Annotated in this window: 14 protein-coding genes; 8 read left to right on the plus strand and 6 right to left on the minus strand. The window is 46.0% G+C overall.

The genetic code is table 11. The features are described 5' to 3' along the window. The first annotated feature begins 9 nt into the window (after nucleotides 1–9). The 8 genes from SWH54_17865 to SWH54_17900 all read left to right on the plus strand — a co-directional run bounded on the left by SWH54_17865 (nucleotide 10) and on the right by SWH54_17900 (nucleotide 9,685). Nucleotides 10–507: a (2Fe-2S)-binding protein gene (locus SWH54_17865; protein MDY6793137.1), complete on the plus strand. Its 498-nt coding sequence runs from the start codon at nucleotides 10–12 to the stop codon at nucleotides 505–507. A gap of 3 nt (nucleotides 508–510) precedes the next feature. After that, complete coding sequence (locus tag SWH54_17870; GenBank protein MDY6793138.1) at nucleotides 511–2,826, plus strand: xanthine dehydrogenase family protein molybdopterin-binding subunit; 2,316 nt, start codon at nucleotides 511–513, stop codon at nucleotides 2,824–2,826. A gap of 20 nt (nucleotides 2,827–2,846) precedes the next feature. Then, nucleotides 2,847–3,866, plus strand: a complete 1,020-nt coding sequence (locus tag SWH54_17875) for a molybdopterin-binding protein (protein ID MDY6793139.1) — start codon at nucleotides 2,847–2,849, stop codon at nucleotides 3,864–3,866. Between the two features lie 179 nt (nucleotides 3,867–4,045). Next, nucleotides 4,046–4,855 (plus strand): selenium-dependent molybdenum cofactor biosynthesis protein YqeB, encoded by an 810-nt coding sequence (gene yqeB, locus SWH54_17880; protein MDY6793140.1) that lies wholly within the window; start codon nucleotides 4,046–4,048, stop codon nucleotides 4,853–4,855. Nucleotides 4,856–5,103: 248 nt separating this feature from the next. Continuing rightward, nucleotides 5,104–6,246 carry a saccharopine dehydrogenase NADP-binding domain-containing protein gene (locus tag SWH54_17885; GenBank protein MDY6793141.1) on the plus strand — a complete coding sequence of 381 codons (1,143 nt, stop codon included), beginning with the start codon at nucleotides 5,104–5,106 and terminating at the stop codon, nucleotides 6,244–6,246. 20 nt (nucleotides 6,247–6,266) lie between these two features. Then, nucleotides 6,267–7,520 carry an aminotransferase class III-fold pyridoxal phosphate-dependent enzyme gene (locus tag SWH54_17890; protein MDY6793142.1) on the plus strand — a complete coding sequence of 418 codons (1,254 nt, stop codon included), beginning with the start codon at nucleotides 6,267–6,269 and terminating at the stop codon, nucleotides 7,518–7,520. Nucleotides 7,521–7,966: 446 nt separating this feature from the next. Further along, nucleotides 7,967–9,343, plus strand: coding sequence for a TrpB-like pyridoxal phosphate-dependent enzyme (locus SWH54_17895; GenBank protein MDY6793143.1), 1,377 nt, complete (start codon nucleotides 7,967–7,969; stop codon nucleotides 9,341–9,343). Nucleotides 9,344–9,409: 66 nt separating this feature from the next. Next, nucleotides 9,410–9,685 (plus strand): hypothetical protein, encoded by a 276-nt coding sequence (locus tag SWH54_17900; protein MDY6793144.1) that lies wholly within the window; start codon nucleotides 9,410–9,412, stop codon nucleotides 9,683–9,685. Nucleotides 9,686–9,952: 267 nt separating this feature from the next. Here the strand turns inward: SWH54_17900 and SWH54_17905 are convergent, their stop codons facing one another. From SWH54_17905 to SWH54_17930, 6 genes are all read right to left on the minus strand, one after another. Beyond that, on the minus strand, nucleotides 9,953–10,672 hold the full coding sequence (locus SWH54_17905; protein MDY6793145.1) for an AAA family ATPase: 720 nt from the start codon (nucleotides 10,670–10,672) through the stop codon (nucleotides 9,953–9,955). 138 nt (nucleotides 10,673–10,810) lie between these two features. Next, nucleotides 10,811–11,890 carry an anthranilate phosphoribosyltransferase gene (gene trpD / locus SWH54_17910; protein MDY6793146.1) on the minus strand — a complete coding sequence of 360 codons (1,080 nt, stop codon included), beginning with the start codon at nucleotides 11,888–11,890 and terminating at the stop codon, nucleotides 10,811–10,813. Nucleotides 11,891–12,567: 677 nt separating this feature from the next. Continuing rightward, nucleotides 12,568–14,862 (minus strand): ATP-binding protein, encoded by a 2,295-nt coding sequence (locus SWH54_17915; GenBank protein ID MDY6793147.1) that lies wholly within the window; start codon nucleotides 14,860–14,862, stop codon nucleotides 12,568–12,570. A gap of 20 nt (nucleotides 14,863–14,882) precedes the next feature. After that, nucleotides 14,883–16,052 (minus strand): amino acid ABC transporter substrate-binding protein, encoded by a 1,170-nt coding sequence (locus SWH54_17920; GenBank protein MDY6793148.1) that lies wholly within the window; start codon nucleotides 16,050–16,052, stop codon nucleotides 14,883–14,885. Between the two features lie 132 nt (nucleotides 16,053–16,184). After that, nucleotides 16,185–16,520, minus strand: a complete 336-nt coding sequence (locus SWH54_17925) for a hypothetical protein (GenBank protein MDY6793149.1) — start codon at nucleotides 16,518–16,520, stop codon at nucleotides 16,185–16,187. After that, nucleotides 16,517–16,858: a hypothetical protein gene (locus tag SWH54_17930; protein ID MDY6793150.1), complete on the minus strand. Its 342-nt coding sequence runs from the start codon at nucleotides 16,856–16,858 to the stop codon at nucleotides 16,517–16,519. The genes SWH54_17925 and SWH54_17930 overlap by 4 nt, the downstream gene beginning before the upstream one ends. Nucleotides 16,859–16,909 lie beyond the last annotated feature (51 nt).

The following is a 16,909-nucleotide window of genomic DNA, read 5'->3' on the forward strand; positions in this document are numbered from 1 at the left end:
TTGCTTAAAATGGAAAAAATAAAAATCACCCTGAATATCAATAATAAACCCCGCGAGGTGATGGTCTATCCAAACGACACCCTGTTGGAGGTGTTGCGGGATGATCTTGACCTGACCGGTTCAAAGGAAAGCTGCGGCGAAGGGGTCTGCGGGTCCTGTACCGTTCACATGGATGGCAAACCCGTCCGGGCCTGTCTGACCCTGGCCTTGGAAGCACAAGGAACCCAGATCAAAACAGTGGAAGGGCTTGCCCATGGGGATGATCTGTCTGATCTACAACAGTCCTTTATTGATCACGGAGCTGTCCAGTGCGGATTCTGTACCCCGGGCATGCTCATGTCAGCAGATGCATTGCTCAATGATAACCCAAAGCCCGATGAAAAAACCATCCGCAAGGCCCTTGCCGGAAATATATGCCGGTGCACGGGCTATGCAAAAATTGTTGCAGCTGTGGCCCATGCGGGTAACCCGCAGGGCCATTGCCCGGATTGTAAACCAAAGGAGTAAAACATGTCTGATTACACCATCATCGGAAAAAGAATGCCCAGGGTTGATTCCCGGGCCAAGGTTATGGGAAAGGCAAAGTATACTGCCGATCTGAAGCTACCCGGCATGCTGGTGGGAAAAATCAAAAGAAGCCCTTATGCCCATGCACGGATTTTAAATATCGATACGTCAAAGGCTGAGGCCCTCCCCGGTGTAACGTCCGTGGTCACAGGAAAAGATACTGAAGGTGTCAAATGGGGAGTATTTCCCTATACCCGAGATCAGCAGTTTATTCAAATAGAAAAAGCCAGATACATTGGCGATGAAGTTGCAGGCGTGGCAGCCGTAGATGAAGAGACTGCCCTTCATGCCCTTGATCTTATTGAGGTGGAATATGAGGAACTGCCGGCCGTGTTTGATCCCATGGAAGCCATGGCATCGGAAACCGAACTCATCCATGAAGATTTTCCCAACAACATTAATATCCATGTGAATATCGATACAGGGAATGTGGATGAAAACTTTGAGAAAGCATACTATATCAGGGAAGACACCTTTGTGGCATCGGAGGAATCCTATTTTCATGCCGAGCCTTATGCAGTTGTGGCAAGGTTTGACCATGAACACTGCCTGGAAATCTGGATGCCCAATGCCGGACCCCATATGAAATCCAAACCGTTGTCCAACGCATTTAAAATTCCCCTTCATAAGGTAAAGGTCAAGAAAATTTCCATTGGCGGTGCATTCGGGGGCCGCTCAGAGATCTGCCCGGCAGACTATATTTGTGCCCTGCTGGCAAAAAAGTCCAACCGACCGGTAAAAATCGAGTTCACCAGGGAAGAAAACACCATTGCCACCCGACAGGGACACGCCATGATTACCACCCATAAAACAGGGGTGGACAAGGATGGAAGGGTTCTGGCAAGAGAAACCACATGTTATATGGACGGTGGCGCATACTCAAGCACCGGCCCCATTGCCACCAGCGTTCCTTTTCTTTCCATGGAACAGGCTTACCGGATGGAAAGCGTACGTTACAACGGCTACCGGGTTTATACCAATAAACCCATCAGGGGTATGATAAGAACCCACGGACGTGGGTTTGCCTGCGGGTTGGACACCCAGCTGGACATGATTGCAGACCATCTTGGCATTGATCCGGTGGAGATGAGATTGAGAAATAGCAGGCAGCCGGGTGATTATACCAGTACAAAATCCTATGTTGACTCCTGTGCCATGGATGAAACCATTTTAAAGGCAGTTGAAAAATCAGGCTTCAAGAAAAAATGGGGTAAACTGCCCCCCTTCCACGGTATCGGTATCGGCACCAATTCGGTGCAGACAGGCTTTCCCATGGGCATCCGGGGCGGATCTCAGTCTTTTATCAAATTCAACGAGGATGGAGAGGCAACGGTCATGTCCGGGGTGGTGGACAATGGTCAGGGCAATGACAACATGCTGGTCCAGATTGCTTCCGAAGAGCTGGGGCTGCTGCCTGAAGACATCCATCTGGTTTCCGCCGATACCGAGACCACGTCTTCTGATCCGGGATCTTACTCTCAGGTTTCCACCTTCGTGGGTGGGCACGCGGTGAAAATCGCGGCACAGAACTGCCGGGAAAAGCTTTTCCAGGTGGCTGCAAAAGTATTAAAGGTGAAACCCGACCAGCTGGCGGCAAAAAATCGTATGATTTTTGTCAAAGATGACCCGGAAAAATCGATTCCCATTAAAAAAGTGGTGAGAACCAGTCTGTTAAACTTCAACTCGGTGAATGCCGAAGGCGGATACTGGCCCAAGGTGGACATGAACCGCGAATGGGTTAAAAACCCCTATGGCCAAATGTGTGAAGCCTTTTCCTTTGGTACCACCATTGTTGAAGTCAAAGTTGACCCTGAAACGGGTCAGGTTGAAGTGTTAGAGGTCACCGCTGCCCAGGACGTTGGATATGCCATAAACCCCATGGTCCTTGAAGGCCAGTTTGAAGGCGCCCTTACCATGGGTGGACAGGGCGGTATGCTCACCGAATACCATGAATGGAATGACGGCAGGTGTATCAATCCCACCATGCTGGATTATAAACTGCCATTGGCCTGTGATATGCCTAAAATTAATAATATCATCGTGGAATCGGTTGATCCCAAAGGACCTTACGGTGCCAAGGAAGCCGGTATGTCCATTGCCATGTCGGCTGCTCAAGGTTACAGTGCGGCAGTCAGCAATGCCATCGGTGTCTATATGGACTCTTTTCCCCTGACCCCGGATAAGATCCTTGCGGCAATTAAGGAGAAAGAAACTCAAAGCCAACAACAGCAAGATTCAACCAAAACACAGGTTAATTGATCACCCCCTGGATGGAACAGATGAAGAAGATCAGAGTTGAAGAGGCAATCGGAACGGTTCTCGCCCATGACATGACACGGATCATCCCGGGAGAATTCAAAGGCGTCGGGTTTAGAAAAGGACACGTTGTACAAAAGGAGGATATCCCGGAACTGTTAAAGATCGGGAAACACTATCTGTACGTCCTTGATCTGGGAAAAGATCAGCTCCATGAAGATGACGCGGCCACAAGGATCTCAAGGTCTATTTCAGATCAAAACCTGGAATTTTCCGAACCCCGGGAAGGTAAAATCAATATCATCACCCCATATGCAGGCCTGCTAAAAATCAATGTGGACGCCCTGCTCCAGGTGAATAAGATGGAGCGTATTATCGTAGCTACCTTGAAGAATAATTTTCCCTGTAAAAAGGGAGAGATCATTGCAGCCACCCGGATCATTCCTCTGACCATCCCTGCAAAATACATCGAAGGACTTGAAGCGCTGGCGAAAAAAAATAAGACCATTGTTTCGGTCAAACCATACAAATCTTTAAAGGTGGGAGCGGTGGTAACCGGTTCTGAAGTCTATAACGGACTGATTTCAGATGATTTTGACCCGTCCGTGGGGAAGAAAATTACAGCAGCCGGATGTACACTCATTAAAAAAATCATTGCACCTGATGATGTAGAAGCTATTTCCCATGCAATTAAGGAGTTAAAGAAACTCGGAAGTGAACTGATCATTACCACCGGAGGGCTTTCGGTAGATCCGGATGATGTGACCCGCCAGGGGGTTATCACGGCAGGCGCCGATGTTGCCTTTTACGGTAGCCCTGTCCTCCCCGGTGCCATGCTCATGGTTTCAGCGCTCGATCATATCCCTGTCATCAGCCTTCCTGCGTGTGTATTTTACTACAAGCGGACCGTGTTTGACCTGATTTTTCCAAGGGTTCTGGCCGGAGAAAAAATCAGTGAAGATGATATTGCGGCCATGGGTCACGGCGGTTTGTGCATGAACTGCAAGGTCTGTCACTATCCGGTCTGTTCATTCGGCAGATAGCAGACGTTCACAGGCATCGCAGCTGCACGCGATCAGGGCGACCAGCATAGCATAAGTATAGCTGGTCGCCCTGATCGTGCACATCTGCGGCAACTGTGAACGCCTACATAACGAAGATTGTGTGACCTTTTTATTCCGAATGTGCGTGAACGGGTACTATAATTTTAAGAGATACTATTATGACAAAAACGATCAAGGAACTTATCATCGCTATAAAAGGGGCAGGAGAAATGGCCACCGGTGTGGCATGGCGTCTTTTTCAGTCAAATTTCAAAAATATTTTCATGATGGAGATTAAAAAACCCATCGCGGTCAGGCGACAGGTCAGCTTCTGTGAAGCTGTTTATGATGAAAAAAGTATGGTGGAGGGTGTTGAGGCCGTCAAGGTCTTTAATTCGGATGACATCCGAAATGCCTGGAATAACCATATCATCCCTGTCATCGTTGACCCGCATTGGAAATCCATTAAAGCCATCCGGCCCCATGTGGTGGTCGATGCGATTATTGCCAAAAAAAACCTGGGCACCAATCTATCCGAAGCCCCTTTGGTTATTGGACTTGGACCCGGATTCGAGGCAGGCAGAGATGTCCATATGGTCATCGAAACCAACCGGGGTCATAACCTTGGAAGGATTATTTTAACCGGTGGTGCCGAACCGAATACCGGAAGCCCCGGTAATATTAACGGCTTCACCAAAGAAAGGGTTCTTCGTTCCCCCTGTTCAGGTATATTCAAGTCTTCTTTGAGCATTGGTGACCTTGTCAAACAAAATGATGTGGTCGGACATGTGCACAGCAAACCGGTCGTTGCCGGAATAGATGGCGTTTTAAGGGGGCAGATCAGAAATAACACCATGGTGACCGAGCACCTTAAAATCGGGGACATTGATCCCAGGGGAAACAGGCAGAACTGCACCACCATCTCGGAGAAAGCCCGGGCCATCGGCGGCAGTGTGCTTGAAGCGATTTTAAGAAAATACAATCAGTGACAAACGGGGAAGTTTTGGCTACCGAGTAATTATTAAACTTATTAGTAGCTACACATATAGTCAGGCTGAAGCTGTTTAGCCTGAAGTCTGAGGGGTTCAGAAAAAAACGCTTGCCGTACTTTGGCAAAATGTAATTCTTGCATCAAACATGGCTTTAAAATGCGTTTTTTCCTAACAGTCTTCAGTCTTCAACCTAAATACCTGAGCAGTTACAAAACTTTTTAATATAGATTACAGGAGGACAAAGCATGCGTGCAATAGTATTAGGCGGAGCAGGCGGTATGGGACAGGGTGTTGCCCGGGACCTGATAAAACAAAAGCAGGTTACAGATGTTATCCTGGCTGACTTGTATCCGGATCCTGAAAGACTGGCACCTAAATTACGTGACAGTGAAAAAACAACCCTTATCAAGATGGATGTAAATGATCACGACGCAATGGTAAGCAGATTCAAAGAGATCGATGTGGTGATTAACTGCGCAGGCCCCTTTTACAAGACTGCCGTGCCGGTGGCAAAGGCTGCTGTTGAAGCTAAAAAAAACTACATCGATATCTGTGATGATTATGAGGGAACCGAAATTCTTTTTAACTCTGACATTGATAAAATGGCCAAAGAAGCCGGCATTACCGTTTTGACCGGTATGGGTTCTGATCCCGGAACCAACAATGTCCTGGTGAAATGGTATGCAGACCGCCTGGACCAAGTTGATGAGATTTATCTCTATTGGGTGGTCAGTATTGCCGAGCTTGCAGGCGCAGCCTGGGATCATAGCCTGCATATGACCCTGGGAAAAATCCCTCAATATATTGATGGAAAACTTGTCTACGTTGAAGGCGGAACCGAAGAAGTGGCTGAACAGTTTTTAGAACCTCTTGGCACCTGCCATGTCCGCTATGTGGGCCACCCCCAACCCCTGACCCTCCCCAGATACATCAAAGGGGTTAAAAATGTGATCATAAAAGGCGCACTCATCCCATTATGGGTAGATGAGCTGATAAAAGAACAGAAAAATACGGGTCTTTTAAGCACAGAGCCCATGGATATCAAGGGAACCAAGGTCACCCCCTATGACCTTGCCCTTAAACTTTGGGAGACGATTCCCCGAGGGAGGGATAACGGTCCCCAGTCCTCGGGTCTTAAGGTCATTGTCAAGGGAGAAAGAGACGGCAAGAAAATTACTTACACCGCTGACATGGTGGGCAGAATGGCTCCGGGAACCGGACTTCCCGCCTCCATTGCAGCGCTTATGATGGATGCCGGTGATGTCACTCAAAAAGGGGTGGTGGCTCCGGAAGGCTGCATCGATCCAGCCAAATTTCTTGGCGCATTTTTAAAAAGAGGCGCCAGAATTCACCAGACAGAAAAAATTTCATCCATGTTTGCAGTTTAACTCATTACAGGAGATTTTTCATGAAAGAAACAGAAAAATTAAATATCACTAAAAGCCGGGAACTGTTTGAGGAGGCAACCACACTTATTCCCGGCGGGGTCCTGGGTGCCAGAAAGCCGGCCGATTTTATTGACGGAGAATACCCCATCTTTCTTGAATCAGGCAAAGGCTGCCGCCTGATCGATGTGGACGGAAATGAATTTATTGATTTTCTCTGCGGTTACGGGCCCATCATCCTGGGTTACCGTGAAGAAGAGGTCGATGAAGCGGTTTTTAAACAGATCAAAGAGAAGGGATTCTGTTTCACTCTGACGCAGAAATTCCAGAACGAACTTGCTAAAAAGCTGACCCAGATTGTGCCCTCTGCTGAAATGAGCATTTTTTTAAAAACCGGGTCCGATGCAACCACCGCCAGCATCCGTATTGCAAGGGCCTATACCAATAAACTCAAAGTAATGCGTTGCGGTTACCATGGCTGGCACGACTGGTGTGTCGAGATGAAAGGCGGAATTCCGTTAAAATTCTACGAAGATGTGTATGAATTTCAATACAACAATCTGGATCAGCTTCAAGACTTAATGGCCACCCATGGTGAAGAAACCGCTGCCATCATCATGACGCCTTTCGGCCACCCCAACCATCAAAAAATGCAGATCCCCAAGCCCGGATTCCTTGAAGGGGTCAGGGAAATTGCCGACAGGTATGGCGCGGTGCTTGTTTATGATGAAATTCGTACCTGTTTCAGGCTTTCAATGGGTGGTGCCCAAAGGCTTTATGGTGTGACCCCCGATCTGACGGTTCTTGGAAAAGCCATGGCCAACGGATACCCCATCTCTGTTGTCACCGGAAAAAAGAATGTCATGATGGCAGCTGAACACAAGCTGTTTATCTCTTCTACTTTTTTCCCCAACAGCGAAGCTTTTGTAGCCGCGCTTAAAACCATTGAAATCCTTGAACGGGATAATGTGCTGGACGATATCTGGGAAAAAGGTGAACGGTTGATGAAAAATATTCAGCAGGTGATTGATAAGCATGATATAGGCGCTGAGCTGACCGGTGTGGCCCCCATGTTCTATATCACCTTCAAAAAGGACCAAGCAGATGCCTACAAGGGCAAGCGCAAGGATTTTTACACTCAGCTCATCCGAAGGGGATTCTTTTTTACCCCTTTTCATCATGCGTATATCTGTTACCGACACACTCAAGAAGACCTGGATCAGACGGTAAACGCCATTGATGAATCCCTGAATTTTATAAAAGAGAAATATGCATAACACAGCCTGCCGCGGTTAATCCCCCAGAGCAGGATAAAAATGCGCGTTGCGCCTCGTAAGAAATGAAACAGATCTGTTGCCATATATGGTCGAGTATGAACTGTTTGCGTTTGAGTGGTAACCGGAATGCCTTTGCCTTAAGCCATTAGAGCAATTTTTCCATGCTCATGCTATGATTATAGACTTGACAAGTCATTCGCCTCCGTATAATAACTTGGACATGATTATTGTTGTATACTGTATACCAAGCGTTGGATCAGGCAGTCCCCCTGTTTATTAATAAGGCACGCTTATTTAGCATAAGCAGTTTTGTAAAAAACCCAGATTATAGGCATTCCTGGATATGGGTTTTTAAATCGATAACTATCTTATTTATTGGATAAATGGCGGTCCGTGGCTGATGACGCCGCAGGCTAAAACAGTAACCACACAGAAAAGGAGGACGTATGCAAACCAAAAAAATCTTTTTGCCTGAATCTGAGTTGCCTCGCCAATGGTACAATGTCGCTGCTGATATGCCCACGCCGATGGAACCGCCACTCCATCCAGGGACCGGCCAGCCCGTCGGCCCGGAGGATCTTGCTCCCATCTTTCCCATGCCGCTCATTGAACAGGAAGTGAGCCAGGAAAGGTTTATTGATATTCCGGAAGAAGTACTGGAAAAATACCTCATCTGGAGGCCGTCACCCCTGTACCGGGCCTATGGCCTGGAAAAATTTCTCGATACACCGGCCAAAATTTATTTTAAGAATGAAGGGGTCAGCCCTGCCGGAAGCCATAAACCCAACACGGCCATTGCCCAGGCCTATTACAATAAGATATCGGGAACCAAACGAATTCTTACCGAAACCGGTGCGGGACAGTGGGGAAGCGCCCTCTCTTACTGTTGTGCTCTTTTTGGCTTGGAATGCAAGGTCTACATGGTTAAGGTGAGCTACCAGCAAAAGCCTTACCGTCGCATGATGATGGAAACCTGGGGGGGAACCTGTGTGGCCAGTCCCAGCACCGAGACTGAGGCCGGTCGTAAAATCCTGGCACAAAACCCCGATTCACCGGGAAGTCTTGGTATTGCGATCAGCGAAGCCGTTGAAATGGCGGTCCAGGATGATAAAGCCAAATATTCGCTGGGCAGCGTGTTGAACCACGTGATGCTGCACCAGACCGTAAACGGCCTGGAGTGTCAGAAACAGATGAAAATTGCCGGTGATTATCCCGACATCATTATCGGATGCGCCGGTGGTGGCAGCAATTTCGCCGGACTGTGTTTTCCCTATGTCAGAGACAAGGTCAACGGAAAGGATATCGACATTATCGGGGTTGAGCCGACTGCCTGCCCCACCATGACCCGCGGGCCATTTGCCTACGACTTCGGCGACAACAACCAGATGACCCCGCTCCTTCCCATGCACACTCTGGGGCACACCTTTGTCCCCGAAGGGATTCATGCCGGTGGGCTCAGATACCATGGTATGGCGCCTCTCATCAGCCAGCTGATCCTGGACAACATTATCCGCCCCGTGGCCATTCCACAGCTTGAAACCTTTGAGGCCGGCATCACATTCGCCAGGACGGAAGGATTCATCAGTGCGCCGGAAACCACTCACGCCATTGCTGAGGTAATCCGACAAGCCATTCAGGCAAAAGAGGAAGGCAAAGAAAAGGTGATCCTCTTCAACTGGAGTGGCCACGGTTTGGTGGACATGGCCGCCTACGATGCTTACTTGAGCGGGAAACTTGCCGATCATGAGCTGGCCCAGGAAGAAATTCAACGGGCTCTTGATGACATCGAACCGCTTCCCAAACCCAAACAGTATACAGGCTGATCTTTGCTAAACTCATAATTTCTGCCGGAGGCCACTGCGCCTCCGGCAATATTTATATTTCTGCCCATGAAACAAAAACACACACCCCCCGGAGACGAATTTCAGATCCGCTGCCCCAGATTGGGACATCAAATCTCTTTCTCTTACTGCCGCATAGAAAACAACGGCCAGCCCTGCTTTAAAACATTTGACTGCTGGTACCAACACTTTCAGGTGGAAGACTTTCTTAAAAAAGAACTGTCTGAAGAAGAGTTTAATAAGATTTCCAGAAAGCAGGTTAAACCCAAAGTACTTTCTCTGTTGGAAATGATCGAGCAGGCCAAGAAATCAAAGCAAAAATAGGATTGTCAGCGGTTCATCCGGGGAATAGGCTTTCGCCCGTTGCGATTTTTAACAATTTTATCTGAGAACCAACGTACGGCAGCTATCTCGCTGAGATTAAATTTGAACCAGCCCCAGCAGACAGAATTCCACAGCAACGATGATCGTCTCTGCCTGTATAGACTTAACTCAAATGATAGAGGGCGGCTGCGGTGGTTTGAATTTATTTGTTAAAGATCGCAACGGGCGAAAGCCTATTCCCCGGATGAAAGAAAATTAATAAACTCCTCAATCCCTCAAATATTTATTTCTGTCCGCCATAAAATCCCTGTAGATCCTGTAATGTTCCGTCTTCTCATAATCGATTGACTTTACAGGTATTTTATCGAAGCTGTAAATGGTCGCCTCCGGGCATGCCATCAGAATAGGTGAATGAGTTGCAATGACAAACTGGGCATGTCCTGCCTCGCTGTTATCCTTGAGTACCTGAAGCAATTCAAGCTGGCTCCTTGGTGAAAGTGCTGTTTCCGGTTCATCCAGAAAATATAGCCCCCTGAACCTGTATCTTGCTTTGAAAAACGACATGAGGGATTGCCCATGGGACTGTGTCATCAGTGATTTCCCACCAAAGTATTCCAAAATTCCCGGGTCGGAAGCCGCCCATTCATCCAGGCACTGGGCAAAGTTTTTAGATATTTCTGAATCAAAATAAGATCCGGGCACTGTACCGTCACGCCAGCTGACTGAAATGAATTTAAAAAGCATTCCTTCATATGGATTCGACTCAAACCGGGTCCTCTCTATGCCTTCCCATATGTGAATACGGCATTTTTGTGCCAGCGCCTGTAAAAGGCTTGATTTTCCGGTACCATTTTCCCCGGTAAAAAACGTGACAGGTGTGATAAAATCCAGTTGACATTCTTGCTGAAATATATCCAGGTTAAAGGGATAGTATTCACGGGTCGGACATTTCTCCACAGACAGTGCAATGCTTTTAAGATGTATCATAGGGCCTTGTGTATTTTTAATTTTTCACAGTGGTCGGTTCACGGTTCTCCGTATTCAGGTACTGACACCACAAGCAGAGGCAACATTAGTTAAAATGACTCATGGTGTCAAGTGTCAAAACCAGCGAAGTTTTGCCCATCACAGCTCCTTGCGAATAAAAGGTCTGCAGCGGCTGGAAAATTCAACCAGTTGATTCAGTTTTTTTCTGGCAGTTCCGGAGTCAATAATGCTGGCTGCCCGCAGAATACCGTCTTCTAAAATGCTGTCAACACCTGCTGCGACAAACGCAGCCGCCGCATTGAGCACCACCACATCCCTTCTTGGACCTGTTTCGCCATCAAGAACATCATTTATGATCTGTGCATTTTTTCGTGCATCTCCGCCTTTAATTGATTCACGATCCGCTCTCTTCATCCCGTAATTTTCAGGTTCTATAATAAATGATTCCACCTCGCCATTTTTCAAGCGAGAGACAAAAGTCGGGCCGCATATACTTATTTCATCGATGGTTCCCTCACCGTAAACGACAAAAGCCTCTCTGGCGCCCAGGTTCAGCAAAACTTGAGCCATTTTTTCCGTCAAGGATGATTCATATACACCCAGCACATGAGCAGAAGCACCGGTGGGATTTGCCAGCGGTCCGATCAGATTAAAAATGGTACGAATTCCCATTTCTTCTCTAAGGTGTGCCACATTTCGCATCGCCCCTTGGGAAAGCGGTGTAAAAAGAAAACCGATACCCACTTCACTGACACATCTTTCAACATCGGAAACAGGAATATCCAAATTCACCCCCAGGTTTGCCAGCACATCTGCAGCGCCGAAATACATGGAAGCCGCCCGATTTCCATGCCGGGCGACTTTTATTCCTGCCCCGGCAACCACAAATATAGTGGCAGTAGAAATATTAAATGTGCTTGTACCCTCTTGATCTGTATCGGTTGTATTCAGTAAGGTTTCTCCTTCAACGTTGATATCATCCCGATCCAGATTTAACAGATGGTTGCCCAGTTTCAGTTTCAACGCCCTTGATCTCAATGCCTTGGCAGCCCCTGTTATTTCTTCAACGGTTTCTCTTTTCATTCTCAAAGCGGTGACAAACGATCCTATCTGAGATGACGAAACCTTACCGTCAAACACCTCTGCCATTGCCTGTTCCATATCAGCTTCGGATAAATTGTCTCCCCCAATTACCTTTGTTATCAAGTCTTTAATCATTCTGCCCTCCTTTTGTTATTTTCCAAACTTTCATTTTCTAACCGGATTCACCTCCATAAAAAAAGCCGTGGATTTTTGGTTTCCACGGCCTTTTGTAATAATTTGAAAAGAAAAAACCGCGGAACCTCAATAAAAGCGGCCCACGGTTTTTTTAATCCATCATACCTTTTTTTATATTTAAACGGGTGGGCACACCTTTAACACCATGCTGCGCCAACACCAGTTACAATGAAATTTGATGTTTCTTTTTTCTATAAAATTAAACATAGCTTTTCTTAAACCTTACTATAAGCTAAATGTCAACCCATAATCACAAGTTGCACACCTTGAATGCTTTTTGGTTTTAAAAAACGCTCTTTTCAAAAAATAACTCAAGTTTCGCACCCTTGATTTCCGTCATTGTCAGACGGAAAGGGGTAAAAATAATATTTTTAAAGCGAAATCATTTTCTGTTATTTTGCAGCCGGCACCCAGTGGTTTATACCATATGATCAGGCGCAAACAAGATATCACTTATTGGATTGAATAAGGGATTAAGCGTCAATTTTATATTTATGGATGGGCGCCGTCCTTAAAATCACCGGTATTATATTTCACTTTTAAAATTTATTTTTGCCCCTTACCGTCCATTGCTTTAGATAATATTGAGGGTGCGAAACTTGAGTAATAAATTAATCCTATTTTTCCAATTCTTCCTTAACCGCAAGACCCATTTTCCCCAGGGTATACGGCTTCTTGATGTATTTTCCAGCACCCAATTTTTGAGCCTCTTTGACCCGATGTGTTTCAGAAAATCCACTGGCGATGATTGCCCTCTGGTCAGGATGTAACTTAATGATTCTTTTATACGTCTCAAGTCCGTCAATCCCCGGATCCATAATCATATCTAAAACCAATAAATCTGCCGCATTCTTCATCATGTAATCAAGGGCTTCCTCACCGCTTGATACAGTCACCACTGAATAATGCAATTTGTTCAACAAGGTAGATGCAAGTTTTCTTTGCTCTTTGATATCATCCACCACCAATATTGACTCTCCCTTACCGAGATAATCTTCAATGGAAATATCGGATTTATCTGACACGACCTCTTCCCTGGTTACCGGGAAGTAGAGTGTAAATGTGGTTCCTTTCCCTGTAGTGCTTTCAACATTAATATAGCCTTTATGATCCTTCACCGTTCCCCACACCACAGCCATTCCCAATCCGGTTCCGCTCTTTCCCATGACCTTTTTGGTATAGAAGGGTTCAAATATCTTTTCCATATCCTCTTTGGAGATACCTGTTCCGATATCAACGATCTTCAGGGTCACATAATCCCCCTCCTCCACATGGTCACACCCCTTGATGGGTCTATCAATATATTGGTTCTCAGTCGATATAAAAATCTTTCCGCCATTCGACATTGCCTCAGCTGCATTCGAAAGCAGATTCATGACAGTTTTGGACAGATGGGTGGTAGAACCCTTGATATTTAGAAGATCTTTTTCAAAATGGGTCTCCACCATTACGTTAGAGTGAAATGTTGTTAGTTTTTGGAATTCAGCGCTTGTCAATTGATTCGCAACAATATCATTCAAATTCACCACTTCTTCGACAGAAACCCCTCTTCGTGCGAGGGTGAGCAAATCCTGTACGATAATGGCAGCTCTTTCTCCAGAGCTTTGTATGGTTAAGATGGATTCCCTCAAAGGGCTGTCTTCAGGCAGGTCCATTAAGATTAGCTCGGGGTAACTGACAATGCCTGACAGGATATTGTTAAGGTCATGCGCCACCCCCCCTGCCAATGTACCAATGGCTTCCATTTTTTGCGCACGCTGGAGTTCGGCTTCAAGTTTTTTCTTCTCGCTGAGGTCCACAAAACTCTCCAGAAAATATTCCTTACCGCCCAATATGATAGGAACAACCGTCTTTAAGATAGGAATTTTTTCACCATCTGCCTTAAGCAGTATATGCTCTGAGTTATCCACCTTTTGCCCTAAATCGGCGATCGGACATTTTCCCTTTTCCGCAGGGCAGATATGCTTATGACACACGTGACCGATAATATGCTCTTTAAGATCTCCTATCATTTGGGTGGCAGCGGTATTCACCTCAACAATCTTTTTTGTTTCAGCATCGATGGTAATAATTCCTGTTTGTACCGAATCCATTATGGTCTTTTGGCGCTCATCGCTCTTTTTTAAAGCCGCGATCAGCTTGTTGACTTCATCATTCTTTTTGTTGAGGTTTTCTATCATGGAGTTAAAAGAGAGAACCAGCTGTCCGATTTCATCTTTTCGACCGATATCCACCTTACTAAACTTGCCTTCAGCAACCCCCTCGGTTGCCTGTATAATTCTTTTAAGGGGTAAATTGACAAAAATATTGAAGACGATAAACAGTGTGAAAAGCACCAGAATCAGCACCCCAAAGGTACCCAAATACACAATTTTTTTGGCCAAAAAAATGGGTGCCATATAATCTTCTTCGGAAATACAGCTTACCACATGCCAATTCCAGAAAGGAAAGTACTGGTAGTGCATCCTCACCAAAGTATTCCTGAATTTTTGTGTGGTAATCTCGCTTTTACCCTTGGAAAACTTTGGAGGTACCAGGGTTTCGTTTTTTATATCCAAAGATGAACCCAGCACCGTCAGGTTGTCTTCGATAATAAACATATTAATTTTATGTAATTGTTTGCTGATTTCCTTTATTTCTTTGATCGCCTCATTCTTTAAAGCAACGATCATTTCCCTGTCATCTTCCAACCTGAGATCCATCAGATAGTTAAGGTGGTTTTCACAAACTGTGAGCCCAATATTCGAGGCCAATTTAAGCTCCGCATCCGTCCTGTTTTGTATGAAAGCAACTAGAGGAGGGGTAAGGTAGGAAGCGCATATGATAGACAAGAGAAGACCGGCTCCCAGTACAGGAAGCAAAATTGATAAGAGAATCCTGTTTTTAAGAAACTGCAGTCCGTCTTTTCTCATGGGGTTCCTCTTTCCATGAATTAAAACCGGGGTGATGCGGTCTGCATCTTTCTGGGGTATACAATCTCTTTTTTACCATCTTGCCATTGAATGATGATCGGATTATGTCCGATCTGTTTGCCTTTATGATCCACCTTGAAGCGACCGATAACCGTAATTGTATCTAGTGACAGAATAAAATCTCTTATCCTGTCATGATTCAACGACCGGCTATGGTTGATCGCCTTTTCCAGAATCTGGCAGCTGGCATATGCTGATCCGGCATGGTATGAAGGAAGTTTCCGGGAAAATGCCGTAAAGTCACTGATAAACTTTTCGGTTCCCGGGAAAGGAATTCGTTCATCCGGTTCCCACTGGGAAGGTCCAAACACTCCTTCGGACATATCCCCCGCTCGGTGGTAAAAATCAGGGAGGGCCGGTGCAATGGTAAAACCCAGTACTTTTGGTCGGTATTTTGCCTCCTTCATCAAGCGAAGCAGTTCGAAGCAATCAGCGGGATAAGCACACAAAATGATTCCGTCTGGACCCATATCTTTGACCTCTTTTAAGAGTCCCGGAAGTTCTGCCTTTCCTGATTCATAACTCTTTTTATAACAAACCTTTAGGCCAAAGCGCTTGGCCCAGTCTTGGGCACCTTTTGCGGCATAAACATTGAAAGACGTTTTTTCATAAAGAATGGCCGCAGATTCTAAACCGTTGCGGGCCATAAGGTCCATCAGTCCAATGAAATAACGTCCGGCCGGTGAATAAACACCAAAAATGTATTTGTACTGGCGTTCCCATATAATTTCGCCCGATGCACCGGAGGCCAGCATGACAAATTGATGGCGCTCACTGACCTCAGAAGCCACCAGGGTTAATGATGTGGAATAAGGAGAAAATACCAGATCCACCTTGTCCTCAGTAATCAGTTTTTCATAATAATGGCGCACAAGCTCCTTCTTGCTTTTGTCATCGTACAAAATCAGCTTGACCGGTCGTCCCAGGAGCCCGCCCCGCTGGTTGATCTCCTTTTCCCAGAGCCTTATCCCATTTCGAATCATAAAAGAAGCTTCTTTATACTTCCCTTCTAAAGATACTGTTGCTCCAATGAGCACCGGCTTATTTTCCGCGCTAAGAACAGCAAAAGACATGAAATGGATCCATATGAATAAAGAAATAAACACACCCTTGATAAATATACGCCACATGTAGCATCCTCCTTTGGAAAAATCTCCCAGTTCTGCAAGGTGGAATATACAAAACCATCACTATTACTATCGACAGATAGTAAAAAAACTTTAGAAATATAGCAACTATATTGATTTATTTCTGGTTTAAGATCAGGGGGAAAGAAGTACCTGTTCTCCGAATCGATCTGACAGGACTTTTGAAAGGGTGTCTGCAGCGGCTTGATCCTCAAACTCGACCATGAGTTCACCGTTGTCTCCGACAACGGGCTTTCCGTGTGTTTCAACAATCTCTAAAACTTCGGTGGGTTCAACCGTCCACCAGCCACGCGTTCTTAAAAGCAGTTCTTTTCCTTTAAAACGCCTTGGCGTTACCAGGTCGATATCTCTGAACCATGAATCCCAGCCGATTTGTGCCGGTGCTTTTAAGACCGGGCTCACCGGATCGTGGTAGATACGGCAGCGTCCAAACAGTCTTAGTCGGATCATGACAGCGCCTCAGTGATTATTTTTTCCAGCGCCTTGTTATTTGGCAGAACATGATCCGGCACATCAATGCCGACCGGCCTGAGTGCCTGCGCCAGGCAGAAAGCATACAACATCGCAGAGGCTTGTACATCCAGTGTCATGCCCTTTGAGGCAGCAAGCGGAAAAGACTTTCCAAACAGTTCCAGTGCTGTTTTACGGATATTTCGCAGTCTTTGGTCAAAGTGAGTTATTTTCAATTTTTCCAGCATATCCCACTGGCATTTTTCCATGGCTGAAAATATTTTTCGCATCCTTTGAACGGATGGGTCGTGGCCAAAATCGTCGCTTTGAATTACCATAGTGTTTTTTCTTTTGTCGTTAAAAATTTAAGCTGGAAAAATCAGCTCCTT

This window comes from Thermodesulfobacteriota bacterium (genome assembly GCA_034189135.1).
Lineage (GTDB): Bacteria > Desulfobacterota > Desulfobacteria > Desulfobacterales > JAUWMJ01 > JAUWMJ01.

Bases quoted from the DNA above. Each gene is read 5' to 3' on its own strand.
- SWH54_17865 (MDY6793137.1), top strand. From the start codon at position 10: ATGGAAAAAATAAAAATCACCCTGAATATCAATAATAAACCCCGCGAG.
- SWH54_17870 (MDY6793138.1), top strand. From the start codon at position 511: ATGTCTGATTACACCATCATCGGAAAAAGAATGCCCAGGGTTGATTCC.
- SWH54_17875 (MDY6793139.1), top strand. From the start codon at position 2,847: ATGAAGAAGATCAGAGTTGAAGAGGCAATCGGAACGGTTCTCGCCCAT.
- yqeB (MDY6793140.1), top strand. From the start codon at position 4,046: ATGACAAAAACGATCAAGGAACTTATCATCGCTATAAAAGGGGCAGGA.
- SWH54_17885 (MDY6793141.1), top strand. From the start codon at position 5,104: ATGCGTGCAATAGTATTAGGCGGAGCAGGCGGTATGGGACAGGGTGTT.
- SWH54_17890 (MDY6793142.1), top strand. From the start codon at position 6,267: ATGAAAGAAACAGAAAAATTAAATATCACTAAAAGCCGGGAACTGTTT.
- SWH54_17895 (MDY6793143.1), top strand. From the start codon at position 7,967: ATGCAAACCAAAAAAATCTTTTTGCCTGAATCTGAGTTGCCTCGCCAA.
- SWH54_17900 (MDY6793144.1), top strand. From the start codon at position 9,410: ATGAAACAAAAACACACACCCCCCGGAGACGAATTTCAGATCCGCTGC.
- SWH54_17905 (MDY6793145.1), bottom strand. From the start codon at position 10,672: ATGATACATCTTAAAAGCATTGCACTGTCTGTGGAGAAATGTCCGACC.
- trpD (MDY6793146.1), bottom strand. From the start codon at position 11,890: ATGATTAAAGACTTGATAACAAAGGTAATTGGGGGAGACAATTTATCC.
- SWH54_17915 (MDY6793147.1), bottom strand. From the start codon at position 14,862: ATGAGAAAAGACGGACTGCAGTTTCTTAAAAACAGGATTCTCTTATCA.
- SWH54_17920 (MDY6793148.1), bottom strand. From the start codon at position 16,052: ATGTGGCGTATATTTATCAAGGGTGTGTTTATTTCTTTATTCATATGG.
- SWH54_17925 (MDY6793149.1), bottom strand. From the start codon at position 16,520: ATGATCCGACTAAGACTGTTTGGACGCTGCCGTATCTACCACGATCCG.
- SWH54_17930 (MDY6793150.1), bottom strand. From the start codon at position 16,858: ATGGTAATTCAAAGCGACGATTTTGGCCACGACCCATCCGTTCAAAGG.